Here is a 17,256-nt window from a genome sequence, read left to right on the forward strand (position 1 = left end):
GCCAGCGCCTTGGACAGCTCGGTCTTCCCCACACCGGACGGGCCGGCGAAGATGAACGAACCGGACGGCCGCTTCGGGTCCTTCAGACCCGCCCGGGTCCGGCGGATCGCCTTGGACACGGCCTTGACCGCGTCTTCCTGGCCGATGACCCGCTTGTGCAGCTCATCTTCCATCCGCAGCAGCCGGGAGGTTTCTTCCTCGGTCAGCTTGTACACCGGGATACCGGTCCAGTTGCCCAGGACCTCGGCGATCTGCTCGTCGTCGACCTCGGACACGACGTCGAGGTCGCCGGCCTTCCACTCCTTCTCCCGCTGCGCCTTCTGACCCAGCAGCTGCTTCTCCTTGTCCCGCAGCTGCGCGGCCCGCTCGAAGTCCTGCGCGTCGATCGCGGACTCCTTGTCCCGGCGGACCTGGGCGATACGCTCGTCGAAGTCACGCAGGTCCGGCGGCGCGGTCATCCGGCGGATCCGCATCCGGGCGCCGGCCTCGTCGATCAGGTCGATCGCCTTGTCCGGCAGGAACCGGTCGGAGATGTAGCGGTCGGCCAAAGTGGCCGCAGCCACCAGGGCGGCGTCGGTGATGCTGATCCGGTGGTGGGCCTCGTAGCGGTCGCGCAGACCCTTGAGGATCTCGATGGTGTGCGCCAGCGACGGCTCACCGACCTGGATGGGCTGGAAGCGGCGCTCCAGAGCGGCGTCCTTCTCCAGGTGCTTGCGGTATTCATCCAGCGTGGTCGCGCCGATGGTCTGCAACTCGCCGCGGGCCAGCATCGGCTTCAAAATGCTGGCCGCGTCGATCGCGCCTTCGGCGGCGCCCGCACCGACCAGGGTGTGGATCTCGTCGATGAACAAGATGATGTCGCCGCGGGTGCGGATCTCCTTGAGGACCTTCTTCAGGCGCTCCTCGAAGTCACCGCGGTAACGCGATCCGGCGACCAGAGCACCGAGGTCGAGGGTGTAGAGCTGCTTGTCCTTGAGCGTCTCGGGCACCTCGCCCTTGACGATCGACTGGGACAGGCCCTCGACGACGGCGGTCTTACCGACGCCGGGCTCACCGATCAGGACCGGGTTGTTCTTGGTGCGCCGCGACAGCACCTGCATGACCCGCTCGATTTCCTTTTCCCGGCCGATCACCGGGTCGAGCTTGCCCTCGCGGGCGGCCTGGGTCAGGTTGCGGCCGAACTGGTCGAGGACCAGCGACGTCGACGGGGCGGCCTCGCCCGCTGCCGCGCCGGCCGCGGCCGGCTCCTTGCCCTGGTAACCCGACAGCAGCTGAATAACCTGCTGGCGGACGCGGTTGAGGTCGGCGCCCAGCTTCACCAGGACCTGGGCGGCGACGCCCTCACCCTCGCGGATCAGGCCCAACAGGATGTGCTCGGTGCCGATGTAGTTGTGGCCCAGCTGCAACGCCTCACGCAGCGACAGCTCAAGAACCTTCTTGGCTCGGGGCGTGAACGGGATATGCCCGCTCGGCGCCTGCTGACCCTGGCCGATAATCTCCTCGACCTGCTGCCGCACCCCCTCCAAGGAGATGCCCAGACTCTCCAGAGCCTTGGCAGCGACGCCCTCACCCTCATGAATCAAGCCGAGCAAGATGTGCTCGGTCCCGATGTAGTTGTGGTTGAGCATCCGGGCCTCTTCTTGGGCCAGGACGACAACCCGTCGCGCTCGGTCGGTGAACCGCTCGAACATGCCCTCGTGCTCCTCACGTGCCGTGCGCCAATTGAACTGGCGGGGCCAGCGCACGGGCATCGGTGATACCCGTGCTGATAACTCTATCGCCGCCGAGTGGTCTTGCTGGGCCCTCGCGACCCCTTGAAACCGTCCGCAGCGTTGTTTTAGCCAACTTCGCACGCTCAGAGGCTGTTCCCCCAGCCGATCGGCTACGCGGACAGCGAAATCGCGGATCCGTCGTCCACAGCCTGTGGACAACGTCGTCCCCACCTGTGGATAACCCTACGACGGCCCACCGAAGATCGAGCGAAAAAAGCAGCGGGTCCGCCGCACACTGTGCGGCGGACCCTGCTGCGTCGGTCGGGCGGTGGTCAGTTGCGACCCGGGCCCTTGGCGTGGAACTCGTCCACGATCTCCTGCGGGATACGACCCCGGTCGGAGATGTCCTTGCCGGCCTTCTTGGCCCACTCGCGGATCGCCTTGTTCTGCTCGCGGTCGGCGGTGGCGCCGCCGCGGCCGCGAGCGGCCCGGCCACCCACGACCACTCCACCGCGGGCGACCCGGGAACCGGCGACCACGTACGGGTCGAACAGCTCCCGCAATTTGGCGGCGTTCTTCTCCGACAGGTCGATCTCGTACTGAATCCCGTCGAGAGCGAACTTCACCGTCTCGTCGGCGTCGCCCCCGTCGATGTCATCGACCAGCTTGTGAATGATCTGCTTCGCCACGCGACGTTATCCTCCCGAACACAGGTTCTTCCCCACAGCAACGCACAGACAATAACGCCAGGGCGCAGTCGTCCGTCAATGGCGGTCGGGACATTTCCGCGTTTGGATTTTTGGCACGCCGGCCCGATCCTTACTCGGGGCGGACGAGCGGGAAGAGGATCGTTTCGCGAATACCGAGCCCGGTGAGCGCCATCAGAAGCCGGTCGATTCCCATTCCCATGCCACCGGACGGCGGCATTCCGTACTCCATGGCCCGGAGGAAATCCTCGTCCAGCTGCATCGCCTCGGCATCGCCGCCGGCGGCCAGCAACGACTGGGCCAGCAGCCGCTCGCGCTGCACGACCGGGTCGACCAGTTCGGAATAGGCGGTCGCCAGTTCGAAGCCCTTCACGTACAGGTCCCACTTCTCGGTGAGGCCCGGTGTTTCCCGATGCGCGCGGGTCAGCGGAGCGGTCTCTTCGGGATAATCCCGTACAAACGTCGGCGCCTGCAGGGTGTGCTGCACCAGGTGCTCGAACAGCTCCTCGACGAGCTTGCCGGGACCCCACTTCGGGTCGGCGGAAAGGTCGTGCTTTTCGGCATACCGCAGCAGTTGCGCGATATCGGTCTCCGGAGTGACTTCTTCACCGAGCGCATCCGAGAGGGAACCATAGAGAGTCACCGAGGCCCACTCGCCACCGAGATCCAACTCGCTGCCGTCGAAGTGCGTCACCACGTGTGATCCGGTGACTGCGAAGGCGGCCTCCTGAATCCACTCACGGGTCTGCTGTTGCATGACGTTGTAGTCCGCGTACGCCTGGTAAGCCTCGAGCATCGCGAACTCCGGCGAGTGGGTGGAGTCCATACCCTCATTGCGGAAGTTGCGGTTGATCTCGAAGACCCGGTCGATGCCGCCGACCACGGCCCGCTTCAAAAACAGTTCCGGCGCGATCCGAAGATAGAGATCGGTATCGAGAGCGTTGCTGTGCGTCACAAACGGACGGGCCGTCGCGCCGCCGTGCAGCAACTGCAACATTGGCGTTTCGACCTCGAGGAAATTGCGGCGGAACAGCGACTCACGCAGACTCCGTACGACCATGGCCCGGGTGCGGACGGTGTCGCGGGCCTGCGGCCGGACGATCAGATCCACGTACCGCTGGCGGACCCGGGTCTCTTCCGAGAGGGGCTTGTGGGCCACCGGGAGCGGCCGCAGCGCCTTGGCGCTCATCGCCCAGGTGTCGGCCAGCACGGACAGCTCACCACGCCGGCTGGTGATCACCTCGCCGGTGACCGAGACGATGTCGCCCAGGTCGACGAGCTGCTTCCAGTCAGCCAGGCGTTCCTCGCCCACCTTGGCCAGCGAGAGCATGGCCTGGATCTCGGTTCCGTCGCCGTCGCGCAGGGTGGCGAAGCACAGCTTGCCGCCGTTGCGCACGAAGATGACCCGGCCCGCGATCGACACCTGGTCGCCGGTGGCCGCGTCGATGGGCAGTTCGGCGTACTGCTCGCGGACCTGCTTCAGCGTCGCCGTCCGAGCGACGTTCACCGGGTAGGGGGACACCCCTTCGGCGAGCATCCGGTCCCGCTTCGACCGGCGGACCCGCATCTGCTCGGGAAGGTCCTCGGCGGGATCAGGGACGGGCACATTCTGCTCGGTCACGGCACGACTCTCTGTACGAGGGATTGGGCCGCTAAAGCCTACTCAGGGCCTATCCGCGGCGGAAAACCGAATAAACTCGATGAAGCTCAGACGTTCCGCTCATATACCATCCGGAGCCCGATCAGCGTGATCATCGGCTCGTGGGCGGTGATCGTCCGGCATTCGTCCTTGACCAGCCAGGCCAGGCCGCCGGTGGCGATCACGGCCGAGACCGGCCCGATCTCGTCGATCATGCGCGAGACGATGCCGTCGACCTGCCCGGCGAACCCGAAGTACATGCCGGACTGCAGACACTCGACCGTGTTCTTGCCGATCACCGACTTGGGCCGGGCCGGCTCGACCTTGCGCAGCTGGGCGGCCCGGGCGGCGAGCGCGTCGAACGAGATCTCGATGCCGGGCGCGAACGCCCCGCCCAGGAACTCGCCCCGCTCGCTGATCACGTCGAAGTTGGTGGTGGTGCCGAAGTCGACCACGATCGACGGTCCGCCGTAGAGCGCGTGCGCGGCCAGGGTGTTGACCACCCGGTCGGCCCCGACCTCCTTGGGGTTGTCGATGGCCAGCTGGACGCCGGTCTTGACGCCGGGCTCGACGACCACGTTGGGCAGATCACCGTAGTAGCGGGCCAGCATCGTGCGCAGGCTGCGCAGCGCGGCCGGCACGGTCGAGCAGGCCGCGACCCCGGTGATCTCGACAGCGTCGCTCGCCAGCAACCCGCGGAACATCAGGCCGAGCTCGTCCGCCGTGGAGCGGGCGTCGGTCTTGATCCGCCAGTTGTGCACGAGCTTGTCGCCGTCGAAGGTCGCCAGGACCGTGTTCGTGTTGCCAATGTCGATGCAGAGCAGCACGGGAAACCCTTTGTCTCGGGCCCCGGCGGTCAGCGGGGGCGCAGGTCCATAGCGATGTCGAGGATGGGGGACGAGTGGGTGAGGCCGCCGACGGAGAGATAGTCGACGCCGGTGGCGGCGTAATCCGAAACTGTCTCCAAGCGTAGGTTGCCGGTCGCCTCGAGTTCGGCCCGGTCACCCACCTCGGCCACGACCTCGCGCAGCAACTCCGGCGTCATGTTGTCGCAGAGAAGGAACGTCGCCCCGGCCTCGACCGCCTCGACCGCCTCGGCCACCGTGGTCACCTCGACCTGCACCGGCACCTCGGGGAACTTCTGGCGGACGAGACGGTAGGCGGCGGTGATGCTGCCCGCGGCCAGCTTGTGGTTGTCCTTGATCATGGCCACGTCGTAGAGGCCCATGCGCTTGTTGGTGCCGCCGCCCACGCGTACCGCGTACTTCTCGAGGTAGCGCAGCCCGGGCGTGGTCTTGCGGGTGTCGAGCACGGTGGCCTTGGTGCCGGCCAGCGCGTCGGCCCAGCGGCGGGTGTGGGTGGCCACTCCGGACATGCGGCTGAGCAGGTTGAGCGCCGTACGCTCGCCGGTGAGCAGGGCCCGGGTGGGGCCGGTGATCACGGCCAGCACGTCGCCGCGCGCGACCCGGTCGCCCTCGGCCACGTTCTGCTCGAAGGTGGCCACGTGGCCCGACGTGTCGTTGAAGACGATCGCCGCGACCGGGAGGCCGGCCACCACGCCGTCGGCCCGGGCCACCAGCTCGGCCGTGTCGACCTGGTCGGCCGGGATGGTGGCCTCGCTGGTCACGTCGCGTGGCGGCGACCCGAGGTCCTCGGCCAGCGCGGTGCGGACGATCATTTCCACTTCGGCGACGTCGAGCTCGTTCATGGTTCCCCCTGTGGTCAGGCCATCTCTTCGAAGGACTGGGTGAGCCGGGTTCGGCGATCGAGGGTGTGCAGCAGGTGGCCGCGCCACTCGTCCTCGGCCGCTCCGAAGTCCTCGCGCCAGTGGCAGCCGCGCGTCTCGCGGCGGGTGCGGGCCGCCGCCACCAGCACGGACGCGACGGTGAGCAGGTTCGTCGCCTCCCAGGCGGCGTTGCGGGGGGTGTCGCGCTGCTCGGCCAGCCGGGTGAGTTCCTTGGCCGTGGCGTCCAGCGAGCCGGCCGAGCGCAGCACGCCCGCGCCCCGGGTCATCGCGCGCTGCAGCTCGGGACGCGTGGCCGGGCCGACCACCCAGCCGGGCTCGCCGGTGTCGGGGGCCGGATCGGACTGCGGCGGCAGCTCGTGGGCGATGTCGTCGGCGATGCGCTTGGCGAACACCAGGCCTTCGAGCAGGGAGTTGCTGGCCAGCCGGTTGGCGCCGTGCACGCCGGTGCAGGCGACCTCGCCGCACGCGTACAGGCCGGGAATGCTCGTGCGTCCCCGCAGGTCGGTGCGGACCCCGCCGGAGGCGTAGTGGGCGGCCGGGGCGACCGGGATGAGCTCGGTCGCCGGGTCGATGCCGGCCGCGCGGGTGGAGGCCACGATCGTCGGAAAGCGCCGCTCGAGGAACGGGCCGCCGAGGTGCCGGGCGTCGAGATAGACATGGTCGGCGCCGGTGGCCCGCAGCACCCGGTGGATGCCCTTGGCCACCACGTCGCGCGGGGCCAGCTCGGCCAGTTCGTGCTGCCCGACCATGAACCGGACGCCGGCCTCGTCGACCAGGTGGGCGCCCTCGCCGCGCAGCGCCTCGGAGATCAGCGGCCGCTGCACCGACGTGACGCTCGCGGTGACGAAGGACGTGGGGTGGAACTGCACGAACTCGACGTCGGTGACCACCGCGCCGGCCCGCAGCGCCAGGGCCACGCCGTCGCCGGTCGAGACCGACGGGTTGGTGGTGGAGGAGTAGATCTGGCCCATGCCGCCGGTGGCCAGCACGACCGCGCGGGCCAGGATCGCGCCGACGCCGTCCTCGCTGCCCTCGCCCAGCACGTGCAGGGTGATGCCGCAGGCCCGGCCGTCGGCCGCGCGCAGCAGGTCGAGCACCAGCGCGTGTTCGACCAGGCGGATCCACGGGTCGCGGCGCACCGCCTCGTGCAGGGCGCGCTGAACCTCGGCGCCGGTCGCGTCGCCGCCCGCGTGCACGATCCGGTCGGCGCGGTGACCGCCCTCGCGGGTCAGCATCAGCGAGCCGTCGGCGTTGCGGTCGAAGGCGGCGCCCCGGCGGATCAGTTCCCGTACGCGGGCCGGCCCCTCTGAGACCAGGACGCGTACGGCCGCGGGGTCGCACAGCCCGACGCCGGCGATCTCGGTGTCGTTGGCGTGCGCGTCCGGGGTGTCGAGCGGATCGAGCACCGCCGCGATGCCGCCCTGGGCCCACCGGGTCGAGCCGTCGTCGATGTTCACCTTGGTGACCACGGTGACGTGCAGGCCCTGCTCACGCAGGTGCAGGGCGGCGGTCAGACCGGCCACGCCGGAGCCCACGACCAGCACGTCGGTGGTCTCGCTCCAGCCCGGCTCGGCCGCGGCGAGCCGGCGGGGCAGCTCCGGAAGGTCGGCGACAAACATCCGCTCAGTACACTCCGCCGGTGCGGCACCGCGCGGCCGGGGTCGGGCATTCGTGGTCACCGTTACTTGTACTGGACCGGAAGGCTCTTGACACCCTTGCCCCGCAGCGACGACGTCAGCTCCACGCCGTCCAGCCAGAGGTAGCAGCGCACCCCTCGATCGCCCTGCGCCCAGACGTCCGCGCCGCCGGGCAACGAGACCACGCCCGTACGGTATTGAAGGTCGGCGTCCTTGGGCACGCCGACGTAGTCCGCGATCAGATTGCGGCAGCCGTCGTGGAACTTGGCCCAGGTGGCGTCGTCGTCGGGATAGTCCAGGTCCTTGGCGTACCAGACCCCGGCGAACTCGCCGTTGTGCTTGGCCGTGCAGGCCACCGCGGGCATGGTGGCGATCGCGCCGTTGCCGTCGAGCTGGATGGCGTAACAGCCGAGCACCACGTCGGAGCTGCCGTCGGCCAGCGCATCGCGCAGGGTGCCCTCCCGCTGCACCAGGCCGCCGTCGTCCTCGACCGAGTTCAGCTCGAGCACCTCGCAGCGGAACCACCGGGCGCCGCCGCTCCAGGCCGCCTCGGTCGGGCGGGTCACGCCGATCCACAGCCGCCCGTTGCGCCACGGACCGCCGACGAAGGTGGTCGTTTTCTGATCACAGATCGAGTACGCCGTACGGGCACCGGCCGAACCGTCGGCCGGCGGGACGTCGGCGTCCGCGGCCGGCGACTCGTACGTGCCGACGAAGACGGTCTCGGTGCGGTGCTTGGCCGCGCAGTCGACCTCCTCGTACGTGCCGCGGGGGCCGACCGGGTTGAAGTTGGCGTTGTGGCACGCGCCCTCGTTGGGCTCGAAGCCGGTCGCCGGGGCCATCGCGCCCCACCCGTTGGTCAGGTTGCCGTCGACGCCGCCCGGCTTTCCGCAGCCCGCGACCAGCAACACCGCGCCCAGGACGGCGGTGATCCCGAGCCGGAGGCCGAGCCCGTGTCGCATGAACCCACGCCTTCCCCACGCGCCGCCGATGTCCGTTTTCCAATCATATGGTGATCGAAAACGGGAGTGGCGGCGTTTAGGGAATCGTCAGCCGGTGGTGACCTTGTCACCGCGCCGCAGACCGCCCGGCATGCCCTCGGCCGCCGCGGCCGGGTCCACGCCCAGCTCGATGATCTTGTTGGCGGCGTCGACGTGCACGATCCGCGGCTGATAGGCGCGCGCCTCGGCATCCTCCATCTGACCGTACGAGATCAGGATGACCAGGTCAGCGGGGTGCACGAGGTGGGCCGCGGCGCCGTTGATGCCGATCACGCCGCTGCCCCGCTCTCCCGGGATCACGTAGGTCTCGAGCCGGGCGCCGTTGGTCACGTCGACGATCGCCACCTGCTCGCCCGGAATCAGGTCGGCCGCGTCGAGCAGATCGAGGTCGACCGTCACCGAGCCCACGTAGTGCAGGTCGGCCTGGGTCACGGTGGCCCGGTGGATCTTGGATTTGAGCATGGTCCGGAACATCAGGCGGCCCTCTCCAGGGTCAGTGGCACGTTGTCGATCAGCCGGGTGGCCCCGACCCGGGCGGCGATCAGCAGGCGGGCGGGGCCCTCGTCGGGCGGAGCGCCGAGATCGGCCCCGGTCAGCGCGAGGTAGTCGACGCGTACGGAAGGCTCGTCATTCAGGATCTTGTGAGCGGCCGCCAGAGCCGCCTCGGCCCCGGTGTGGGCGGCGCCCTCGCGCAGGGCCCGCGAGAGAGCCAGCGCGGCCCGCCGCTCGTCCGCCGACAGGTAGCGGTTGCGGCTCGACATGGCCAGGCCGTCCGGCTCGCGGACGGTCGCCACGCCCACGATCTCGACGCCCAGCTCGAGGTCGGTGACCATCCGGCGGATCAGCGCGAGCTGCTGGAAGTCCTTCTCGCCGAAGAAGGCGACGTCGGCCCTGGTGAGCATGAGCAGTTTCTGGACGACGGTGAGCATGCCGGCGAAGTGGCCGGGGCGGCTCGCGCCCTCCAGGATCTCGCCGAGCGGACCGGCGTTCATCGTGATCGAGGGCGCGCCGGTCGGATAGACCTCGTCGCGGCCGGGCGCGAAGACCAGGTCGACGCCCTCGGCCCGGCACGCCTCGACGTCGGCCTCGAGCGTGCGCGGGTACTTGTCGAAGTCCTCGTTCGGGCCGAACTGCAGCGGGTTCACAAAGATCGTGACGACCACGAAGGCGGCACGCTCCCTCGCCTCGCGCATCAGCCGGCGGTGCCCCGCGTGCAGCGCGCCCATGGTCATCACGACCGCGACCTGGCCCGGCGCCGCCGCGAGGTCACGGCTCAGTTCGTCCCGGGTGTGGATCACTTGGGTCATGCCGGGCTCCCCACGGCCGCGCGGCTCAGCACATCGAGCAGCAGAGCCGCGTCCTGCGGGCGGAGGCGGCCGGCGGCGAGCGCCCGGTCGGCGGTGCGGCGGGCCAGAGCCAGATAGGCCGGCACGGCCTCGGGCGGCATGCGGTCGAGGTGTTTGCCCACGGTGCCGGCGTCGCCCCGCGAGACCGGGCCGGTCAGCGCCGCGTCGCCCATCCGCAGGGCGTTGTCGAGCGCGGCGTGCAGCAGCGGGGAAAGCAGGCGTGACGGCTCCGCGATGCCGGCCGCCCGCAGCAGGTCGGCCGCCTCGTTCACCAGCGTGACCAGGTGGTTCGCGCCGTGGGCGAGGGCCGCGTGATAGACCGGCCGGGCGTCCTCGGCCACCCACTCGGGCACACCGCCGAGATCGGCCACCAGCCGGGCCGCGAACACGCGGTCGGCCGTGGTGACCCCCCAGGCGATGCCCGGCAGCCGGTCCAGGTCGTTCTCGGTGCCGGTGAAGGTCATCGCCGGGTGCAGGGCCATGCCCTCGACATCGCCCAGGACATCGAGCCCGTGCGCGCCCGAGGTGTGGGCCACCTTTTGCCCCGGACGCAGCGCGCCGGTGGCGGCCAGCCCCGAGACGACGCCGGCCAGCGCGTCGTCGGGCACGGCCAGCAGAAGCAGGTCGGCGGCGGCCCGGGCGACCTCGTCGGCGGGCCGGATCGCGGCGGTGGGCAGCAGGCGGGCGACCCGAGCACGGGAAGCGGCGGAGACGGCCGCGGCGGCCACCACGCGGTGCCCGGCGGCGTTGAGTGCGGCGCCCAGCACGGCGCCGACCCGGCCCGCGCCGACAACGCCCACAGTAAGACGCGACGATGCGCTCATATCCAGATCCAGTCCTCGAAAGGGGTACCGGTCGAGCGCAAGTATGCGCCGCCGAAACATGCCGGTGACAAGACGGTGTGAACAACCCCATCTCGCCTCACGTCCGGCCGCCACCCCTGATCGGGCGGGCGCTCCCCAGCTCTCCTCACCGGCGACGGGCCTAGGGTGAACGGTGTGCAGGGGTGGCGGGCGGCCATGGGGGCCGGGCTCTACGGGCCCGGCGGGTTCTTCGTGCGGGCCGATCAGGGGCCGGTCGATCACTTCCGCACCAGCGTGCACGCCTCGCCGCTGTTCGCCGGGGCGCTGCTGCGGCTGATCGAGCGGATCGACGACGCGCTCGGGCGACCCAAGACGTTCGACCTGGTCGACGTGGGTGCGGGCCGCGGGGAGCTGCTCGCCTCGCTGCGGCCGCTGCTGCCCGAACGGGTCCGGCTCACCGCGGTCGAGCTCGCCCCGCGACCCGGCCGGCTCCCGGCGGGCATCGCCTGGCGGCCGGACGTTCCGGACGACATCGCCGGGCTGCTGATCGCCACCGAGTGGCTCGACAACGTGCCGCTCGACGTGGCCGACCTCGACGATCAGGGGCGGCTGCGCAAGGTGCTGGTCGATCCGGCCACCGGGGCCGAATCGCTGGGCGGGCTGGTCGACGCGGCCGACCTGTTCTGGCTGCGGCGCTGGTGGGCCGAGCCGGGCCGGGCCGAGATCGGCTGGCCCCGCGACGCCGCCTGGGCCGATGCCGTCCAGCAGGTGCGCCGGGGCTGCGCGCTGGCCATCGACTACGGGCACCGGCGGGGCGAACGGCCGCCGCTCGGGTCGCTGACCGGCTTCCGGGATGGACGGCAGGTGCCGCCGGTGCCCGACGGGTCCTGCGACGTCACGGCGCACGTGGCCATCGACGCCGTGGCGGCCGCGGCCGGGGTTCCGTACGAGCTGATCCGCCAGCGTGAGGCGCTGCGGGCGCTGGGACTCGACGGCGCCCGGCCGCCGCTGGAACTGGCCCGGACCGATCCGGGGGGATATGTGCGGGCGCTGGCCGCGGCCGGGGCGGAGGCCGAGCTGATCGAGGCGGCCGGGCTCGGCGGGCACTGGTGGTTGCTGCACAGCGTCGGGCTCGGCGAGCGTGGGAGCATGCTGTTGTGACAGACCAGCTGCGGGAAATGACGGTCGGGACCGGCGCCGGGCTCGAGACCGCCGACATGGTGCTCAACATCGGCCCGCAGCACCCCTCGACGCACGGCGTGCTGCGGCTCAAGCTGACACTCGACGGCGAACGGGTCGTCACGTGCGAGCCGATCGTCGGATACATGCACCGCGGCGCCGAGAAGCTGTTCGAGGTGCGCGACTACCGGCAGATCCTGATGCTGGCCAACCGGCACGACTGGCTGTCGGCGTTCTCCAACGAGCTGGGCGTCGCGCTGGCGGTCGAGCGGCTGATGGGCATCGAGGTGCCCGAGCGCGCGACCTGGCTGCGGATGGCGCTGGCCGAGCTCAACCGGGTGCTCAACCACCTGATGTTCCTGGGCTCCTACCCGCTGGAGATCGGCGCGATCACGCCGATGTTCTACGCGTTCCGCGAGCGCGAGACCCTGCAGGCGGTCATGGAGGAGGTCTCCGGCGGCCGCATGCACTACATGTTCAACCGGGTCGGCGGTCTCAAGGAGGAGGTGCCGGCCGGGTGGACGGGCCGGGCGCGCGAGGCGATCAAGACCGTCCGCACACGACTGCCCGACCTGGACCACCTGATCCGCCGCAACGACATCTTCCTGGCCCGTACGGTCGGGGTCGGCGTTCTGACGGCCGAGCAGGCGGCGGCGTACGGGGCGTCGGGGCCGGTCGCGCGGGCCAGCGGTCTCGACTTCGACCTGCGCCGCGACGAGCCCTATCTCGCGTACGGGGAACTGGATGTGCCGGTGGTGACGCGCAGCTCCGGCGATTGCCATGCCCGGTTCGAGGTGCTGCTGGAGCAGACGTTCGTCTCGCTCGATCTCGCCGAGCAGTGCCTGGACCGGGTCGACCGGATCTCCGGGCCGGTCAATGTGCGACTGCCCAAGGTGGTCAAGGCGCCCGAGGGTCACACGTACGCCTGGACCGAGAACCCGCTCGGCATCAACGGCTACTACCTGGTGTCGCGGGGCGAGAAGACGCCGTGGCGGATGAAGCTGCGCACCGCGTCCTACGCGAACGTGCAGGCGCTGGCCACGCTCATTCCGGGGTGCCTGGTGCCCGACCTGATCGCGATCCTGGGGTCGATGTTCTTCGTGGTCGGCGACATCGACAAATAATCAGCGGCGGTCGTCCGGGCCGGGTTCGGGAGACCAGCCCCCGTACGAGGCGAAGTCGCTGAGCGAGCCCACATTGGTGTCGTTGGCCGACGGGCGGTGGCGGCGGGCCCGGTAGTGCGGATCGCCCGTCGTGGTGCCGGGCTCGCGCGGGCCGTGCTCGGCGCCGTAGCTGGGGGCGCCGTAGCCGTTGTACTCGTCGGAGTCGAAGTCGTTGCCACCGCCGCCGTACGTGCCGGCGGGCGCGCCGTACGTGTTGCTGCTCGCCGGTGAGCCGTAGACCCCCGGAGGCTGGGCGGCGTAGCCGGTGCTCGCGCCGAAGTCGTCGGCGAGCGAGTCGGGCGGCTGTCCGTACGCGCCGGCGGGTCCCGTCGCGCGCGGCGGAAGAGGCGGAGGCACCGGGGCGGCGCCGCGTTGCCGCGGGACCTGGGGTGGAGGCGGCACCGAGGCGGCCGCGGCGGCCACCGCACGGCCACCGGTCGACGTTCCGGGCTCCGGGGTGATGCGACCGCCGGTGGTCATGCCGGGGCCGGTGCGGGCCGGCGGGCGCACGGCGGCCGAGGCCACCGGAACACCGGCCGAAGCGACGGGGGCACCGGCTCGACCGCCGGCCGGGGGCCGGGCCGAACCGGTGGGCGGCGGGCCCACGGGGGGCCGGGCCGAACCGGTCGGCGGCGGGCCCACGGGAGGCCTTGCCGTGCCGGTCGGCGGCGGGCCGACGGGCACCGGCGGCGGGGCGAAGTCTTCGTCGGGGTAGCCGTCCGGCTGGTAGCCGTTGTCGGCGTACTCGTTCCCGGCGTATTCACCGGCGTACTCATCGGCCGCGTAGTTCTGCGGGTAGCTGTTGTCCGGGTAGGCGTTTTCCGGATATGCGTTCCCCGGGTAGACGTTCTGCGGCTGGCTGTTCGCGAACGGGTCCGGATATTGGCCCTCGGCCGCGAAGTCGGAGAAGAAGCCGGACGGCTCCTCCTCCGGGGGCTGCTGCCGCATCTGCGCCGCGGCCGCGGGCGCCGGCATCGGCGGGATCGGCGCGCCACGCTGTGGACTGCCGTGGATCTGGGCCGCGCCGCGAACCGGGCCGCCGCCGCCGAACTCGGCCCGCAGCTCCCGGCGCAGCGTCGCCACCTCTTCGGCCACGCGGTCCTCGATCTCCATCCGGCCGAGCACGGGATCGTTGCGGACCAGCACCGAGGCGCCGATCAGCACGATGGCGACCGCGATGAGGAGCACGGCGAACCGCACGCTGTTGGAACTTGGGCCGAGCAGCACGACAGCCGCGGCCATCGGGGCGAGCAGAACACCCGCCCAGATGAGGCCGCGGAGCAAGCGTGCGTTCCCCGCCACGGATTCCCGGTCCGGCATGGCCGCCGATACTACTCAGACGCCTCGTTCGGGCAAATGTTCGACCGCCGACCTTCAGATGGTCGAAATCCCTGCCATACCGGACAACCCCGTGGAGTTAACCTTTGACCTGCCACGACACCGGAGAACAGACCCGGGTGGGCGTCAACTGTTCGCAGTTGCGAACTCTTGCCGAACGGCCCGCCACCCGGTCGCCAAGGCAACGGGAGGCGGGCCGCTCCGGAATCATCGAGTGCCGCGGTAGCCACCGAGAGTGGCGAAACCAATGATCCAGCCGACGAACAGCCCGTACGCGGCGCCGTTGCCGGCTGCCTGGAACGCGCCCAGCAGCGACGGGTTGGCCAGGAACAGCGTCGTCAGCAGCGCGGCGAATCCACCGGCGAAGACGTAGGACGCCCAGCCGGCGAAGAACTGGCTGATCGTGCCGCGGGCCCGGGCCAGCTGCGAGCCGGGCAGCAGGTACAGGAAGAGCAGGGTCAGAATGACCAGCAGGATCGCCTTGAGGTCGCCGACGACGATCTCCCGCAGCGAGTCGCTCGAGTCGAAGGACCAGCGCGGCCAGGCGAGCAGGCGGAGCCACCAGCCGCCGGCCGTGTTGGGGTTGGTGTTGTCGCTCGCCCAGTCGGCATACCACGGGCTGCCGAAGACGAGAACCAATATGAGCGCGGCCAGAGTGCCCGCACCAGGCGCAGACTTGTACCGGTTACCGAGAGCCATGGGCCGCTAGTTCCCAGAGCGGCGCACTTCCCAAACGACGCCGGTGGATACGAAGCGCAGCCTTTAGTCGTTCTTTGGGTGGCGGGCGGGGCGGTTGGATGGGTTCTGGAGGTAGTCGATGAAGGCGGCGCGCAGCAAAGGCTCGTTTTCGCCGTAGCCGTGGCCCTCGAGCTCACGCCACAGCGCGACCGCCTCATCGACGGTGGGTCCGATCGAGTTGGGCGCGCCGTCGAGCTGGGCGGCCTCGTCGGCGTCGGGCAGGTGCTTGAAGACCGACCAGAAGAAGCCGATGTCGCGCCGCTCGCGAGCCCGGTGGAAGGCGCGCTCGCGCAGCTCCTCGGTGGGCAGGGCGTCCAGCTCGGCGAAGCTCGGAATGGTCATGACCATGAGCATAGGCGGAGCGCCGGACCGGTTACCGGTTGGTTCCCCAGGGCCCGGCGTCCCAGCGGTCGGTGCGCGGGCTGGCGTTTCCGGTCGACCACGTCTCGGGCAGGTCGGGCGACCAGTTCGCGCTGGTCGTGGTCGCGGCGGCGGTCCAGTCGGCCGGACCGGCGGCGGGCAGCGGACGCCCGTACGTCTCGACGAGCCGGGTGACGACCAGGCCGCCCGCGAACACGCAGGCCGCGATCGCGAACAGGGCGATGTCGAAGTTGCGCCGGGCCGAGTAGTCGAGGAACAGCGTGAGGGCGGCCACCGCGAACAGCGTGCCGAACAGCCCACCGCGACGCCCGTACGCGCTGGTGCCGGCGAGCAGGGCCAGACCGAGCGCGATGCCCGTCCACTCCAGGCCGGTGCCGGGCACGACCGGGGCGTCGGACAGGGCGGCGAACAGCACGCCCGCGGCCACCGCGAACACCGACGAGAGCAGCAGCGAGCCGATCACCGGCAGCGCGACGACCGGGCCACGGCGACGGGCCGGGTCGCCGGTCGGGCGCATGCCGCCGAGCCACCGGCGTACGGGGGTGGCCGCACCCAGCGCGCCGCCCAGCACGGCCAGCAGCGCGAACCCGCCGAACAGGAAGAACGCCTGGCCGGTCGGGTCGTAGTCGCCCTGTACGGCGACCGGCGTGACGCGCAGCTGGTCGAAGACGATCACGCCGAGCCCGGCCGCGAGCGTCGCGGCCCACCCGGGCACGTGCAGCACGACGATGATCAGGCCGATCACGATGGCCCCGGCCGCGGCGAGGACCAGCGCCGGGACCACGGCCTGGGGCAGCCCCTTGTCGCCCTGCTCGGCGTACTGGAAGGAGGCGGCCAGGGCGATCGGGCCGAGCGCCAGGTTGGGCACACCGGCCCGCAGGGTCAGGCCCGCGCCCAGGGTGAGCACGCCGATCGCGGCCCCGGTGATGAGCAGGGTGTCGAGGTCGGGTCGTTTGAGGCTGTCGGGCTCGAGGCGCCAGAGCAGGAAGCCGATCGCCGCGGCCGCGACCAGCAGCACGACCTCCCAGCCGAGGTGGATGCCGAGCCGGTCGCGGCCGTCCTCGTCGGTGTCGGCGCGGCGCAACAGGTCGCCCGTGGTGTCGCCGGCGCCGTCCAGCTCCTCGGCACGCCGGCGCTGCTCGGCCGCGGCCAGCGTGTTGGCCCGGTAGGCCGCCGGATCGGTGGGCGTGGGCTCCTCGGTCTGCCGACGGTAGGTCGCCTCGTCGTACGCCATCGCCGCGCCTCCTCGTGTGCGTCCGCACCGTGCGGTGAAGCACGCACGCCGATACTCGCCGGGCGCATGCCCGTGCCCAGAGCATACGGATACGAGCCGGTCTCAGTTCAAGGCTGAAAAGAGGCGGACCCGCCCGGGATCACAGCAGGCCGGACGGCCGGTCCGAATCGTCGGCGTCCTGCGAGTCGGGCTGCTCCGGGATGCGGCACGAACGTTCAAGCCAGAGGGCCGCCCCGACCAGCGCCACCGCCGTGATCACGCCGCCGACCGCCACCGGAAGATCGCCGTGCGCGGCCTCGGTGGGCTCCATCGCGAGCCAGGCCAGCAGGCCTATCGAGAAGCCGGCCGAAATCGCGCCGACGAGCGAGGAGGCCTTGGCCAGCGCGACATAGCGGGCGACGGCCAGCGGGTCGACCCGGGGCGTGCCCGGCTTGCGCTGGATGCGGGCCGCCGTGTTCTGCGCCAGCAGACCCTCGGCCACGGCCAGCACGGCCAGCACGATCACCGGCGACCAGGGCAGGTCGGGCAGGGTGGAATAGGAGAAGCTCAGCAGCAGCCAGCCCAGGGCGGCCGCGCCCAGGCCCGCGACGATCAGCACCGAGATGCTGGTCGGGCGCATCGACGGATCCGA

Annotated in this window: 17 protein-coding genes; 2 read left to right on the top strand and 15 right to left on the bottom strand. The window is 70.9% G+C overall.

Features of this window, described 5'->3' with window-relative positions; translation table 11 throughout:
* The 10 genes from ACZ3I4_RS39755 to ACZ3I4_RS39800 form a co-directional block, all read right to left on the bottom strand.
* A partial coding sequence (locus ACZ3I4_RS39755; RefSeq protein ID WP_465387473.1) for an ATP-dependent Clp protease ATP-binding subunit occupies positions 1-1,691 on the bottom strand: 1,691 nt, incomplete at its 3' end.
* Positions 1,692-2,044: 353 nt separating this feature from the next.
* A complete protein-coding gene (locus ACZ3I4_RS39760; RefSeq protein WP_465387294.1) occupies positions 2,045-2,401 on the bottom strand; it encodes a histone-like nucleoid-structuring protein Lsr2 in 357 nt (118 codons plus the stop codon).
* A 130-nt stretch (positions 2,402-2,531) separates the two neighbouring features.
* Positions 2,532-4,040: a lysine--tRNA ligase gene (gene lysS, locus ACZ3I4_RS39765; RefSeq protein WP_465387295.1), complete on the bottom strand. Its 1,509-nt coding sequence runs from the start codon at positions 4,038-4,040 to the stop codon at positions 2,532-2,534.
* 86 nt (positions 4,041-4,126) lie between these two features.
* Positions 4,127-4,885 (bottom strand): type III pantothenate kinase, encoded by a 759-nt coding sequence (locus ACZ3I4_RS39770; RefSeq protein ID WP_465387296.1) that lies wholly within the window; start codon positions 4,883-4,885, stop codon positions 4,127-4,129.
* A 29-nt stretch (positions 4,886-4,914) separates the two neighbouring features.
* Positions 4,915-5,766, bottom strand: coding sequence for a carboxylating nicotinate-nucleotide diphosphorylase (gene nadC / locus ACZ3I4_RS39775; protein WP_465387297.1), 852 nt, complete (start codon positions 5,764-5,766; stop codon positions 4,915-4,917).
* Between the two features lie 14 nt (positions 5,767-5,780).
* Positions 5,781-7,424, bottom strand: a complete 1,644-nt coding sequence (locus ACZ3I4_RS39780; RefSeq protein ID WP_465387298.1) for an L-aspartate oxidase — start codon at positions 7,422-7,424, stop codon at positions 5,781-5,783.
* 62 nt (positions 7,425-7,486) lie between these two features.
* Positions 7,487-8,404: a septum formation family protein gene (locus ACZ3I4_RS39785; RefSeq protein WP_465387299.1), complete on the bottom strand. Its 918-nt coding sequence runs from the start codon at positions 8,402-8,404 to the stop codon at positions 7,487-7,489.
* A gap of 87 nt (positions 8,405-8,491) precedes the next feature.
* On the bottom strand, positions 8,492-8,917 hold the full coding sequence (gene panD, locus ACZ3I4_RS39790) for an aspartate 1-decarboxylase (RefSeq protein ID WP_465387300.1): 426 nt from the start codon (positions 8,915-8,917) through the stop codon (positions 8,492-8,494).
* Complete coding sequence (panC, locus tag ACZ3I4_RS39795; RefSeq protein WP_465387301.1) at positions 8,917-9,750, bottom strand: pantoate--beta-alanine ligase; 834 nt, start codon at positions 9,748-9,750, stop codon at positions 8,917-8,919. The genes panD and panC overlap by 1 nt, the downstream gene beginning before the upstream one ends.
* Positions 9,747-10,613 carry a Rossmann-like and DUF2520 domain-containing protein gene (locus ACZ3I4_RS39800; protein ID WP_465387302.1) on the bottom strand — a complete coding sequence of 289 codons (867 nt, stop codon included), beginning with the start codon at positions 10,611-10,613 and terminating at the stop codon, positions 9,747-9,749. The genes panC and ACZ3I4_RS39800 overlap by 4 nt, the downstream gene beginning before the upstream one ends.
* Positions 10,614-10,808: 195 nt before the next feature.
* On the opposite strand from ACZ3I4_RS39800, the gene ACZ3I4_RS39805 reads away from it, so the two are divergent.
* A complete protein-coding gene (locus ACZ3I4_RS39805) occupies positions 10,809-11,753 on the top strand; it encodes an SAM-dependent methyltransferase (protein ID WP_465387474.1) in 945 nt (314 codons plus the stop codon).
* Positions 11,754-11,770: 17 nt separating this feature from the next.
* Positions 11,771-12,895 (top strand): NADH-quinone oxidoreductase subunit D, encoded by a 1,125-nt coding sequence (locus ACZ3I4_RS39810; protein WP_465387475.1) that lies wholly within the window; start codon positions 11,771-11,773, stop codon positions 12,893-12,895.
* Here the strand turns inward: ACZ3I4_RS39810 and ACZ3I4_RS39815 are convergent, their stop codons facing one another.
* The 5 genes from ACZ3I4_RS39815 to ACZ3I4_RS39835 all read right to left on the bottom strand — a co-directional run bounded on the left by ACZ3I4_RS39815 (position 12,896) and on the right by ACZ3I4_RS39835 (position 17,244).
* Positions 12,896-14,254: a hypothetical protein gene (locus ACZ3I4_RS39815; protein ID WP_465387303.1), complete on the bottom strand. Its 1,359-nt coding sequence runs from the start codon at positions 14,252-14,254 to the stop codon at positions 12,896-12,898.
* Between the two features lie 225 nt (positions 14,255-14,479).
* On the bottom strand, positions 14,480-14,971 hold the full coding sequence (locus tag ACZ3I4_RS39820) for a hypothetical protein (RefSeq protein ID WP_465387304.1): 492 nt from the start codon (positions 14,969-14,971) through the stop codon (positions 14,480-14,482).
* 63 nt (positions 14,972-15,034) lie between these two features.
* Complete coding sequence (locus tag ACZ3I4_RS39825) at positions 15,035-15,352, bottom strand: hypothetical protein (protein ID WP_465387305.1); 318 nt, start codon at positions 15,350-15,352, stop codon at positions 15,035-15,037.
* A 31-nt stretch (positions 15,353-15,383) separates the two neighbouring features.
* Positions 15,384-16,625 carry an ABC transporter permease gene (locus ACZ3I4_RS39830; RefSeq protein WP_465387306.1) on the bottom strand — a complete coding sequence of 414 codons (1,242 nt, stop codon included), beginning with the start codon at positions 16,623-16,625 and terminating at the stop codon, positions 15,384-15,386.
* A gap of 139 nt (positions 16,626-16,764) precedes the next feature.
* Positions 16,765-17,244 (bottom strand): DUF3180 domain-containing protein, encoded by a 480-nt coding sequence (locus ACZ3I4_RS39835; RefSeq protein ID WP_465387476.1) that lies wholly within the window; start codon positions 17,242-17,244, stop codon positions 16,765-16,767.
* Positions 17,245-17,256: the final 12 nt, after the last annotated feature.

The organism is Actinoplanes sp. NPDC021490 (assembly GCF_055562135.1).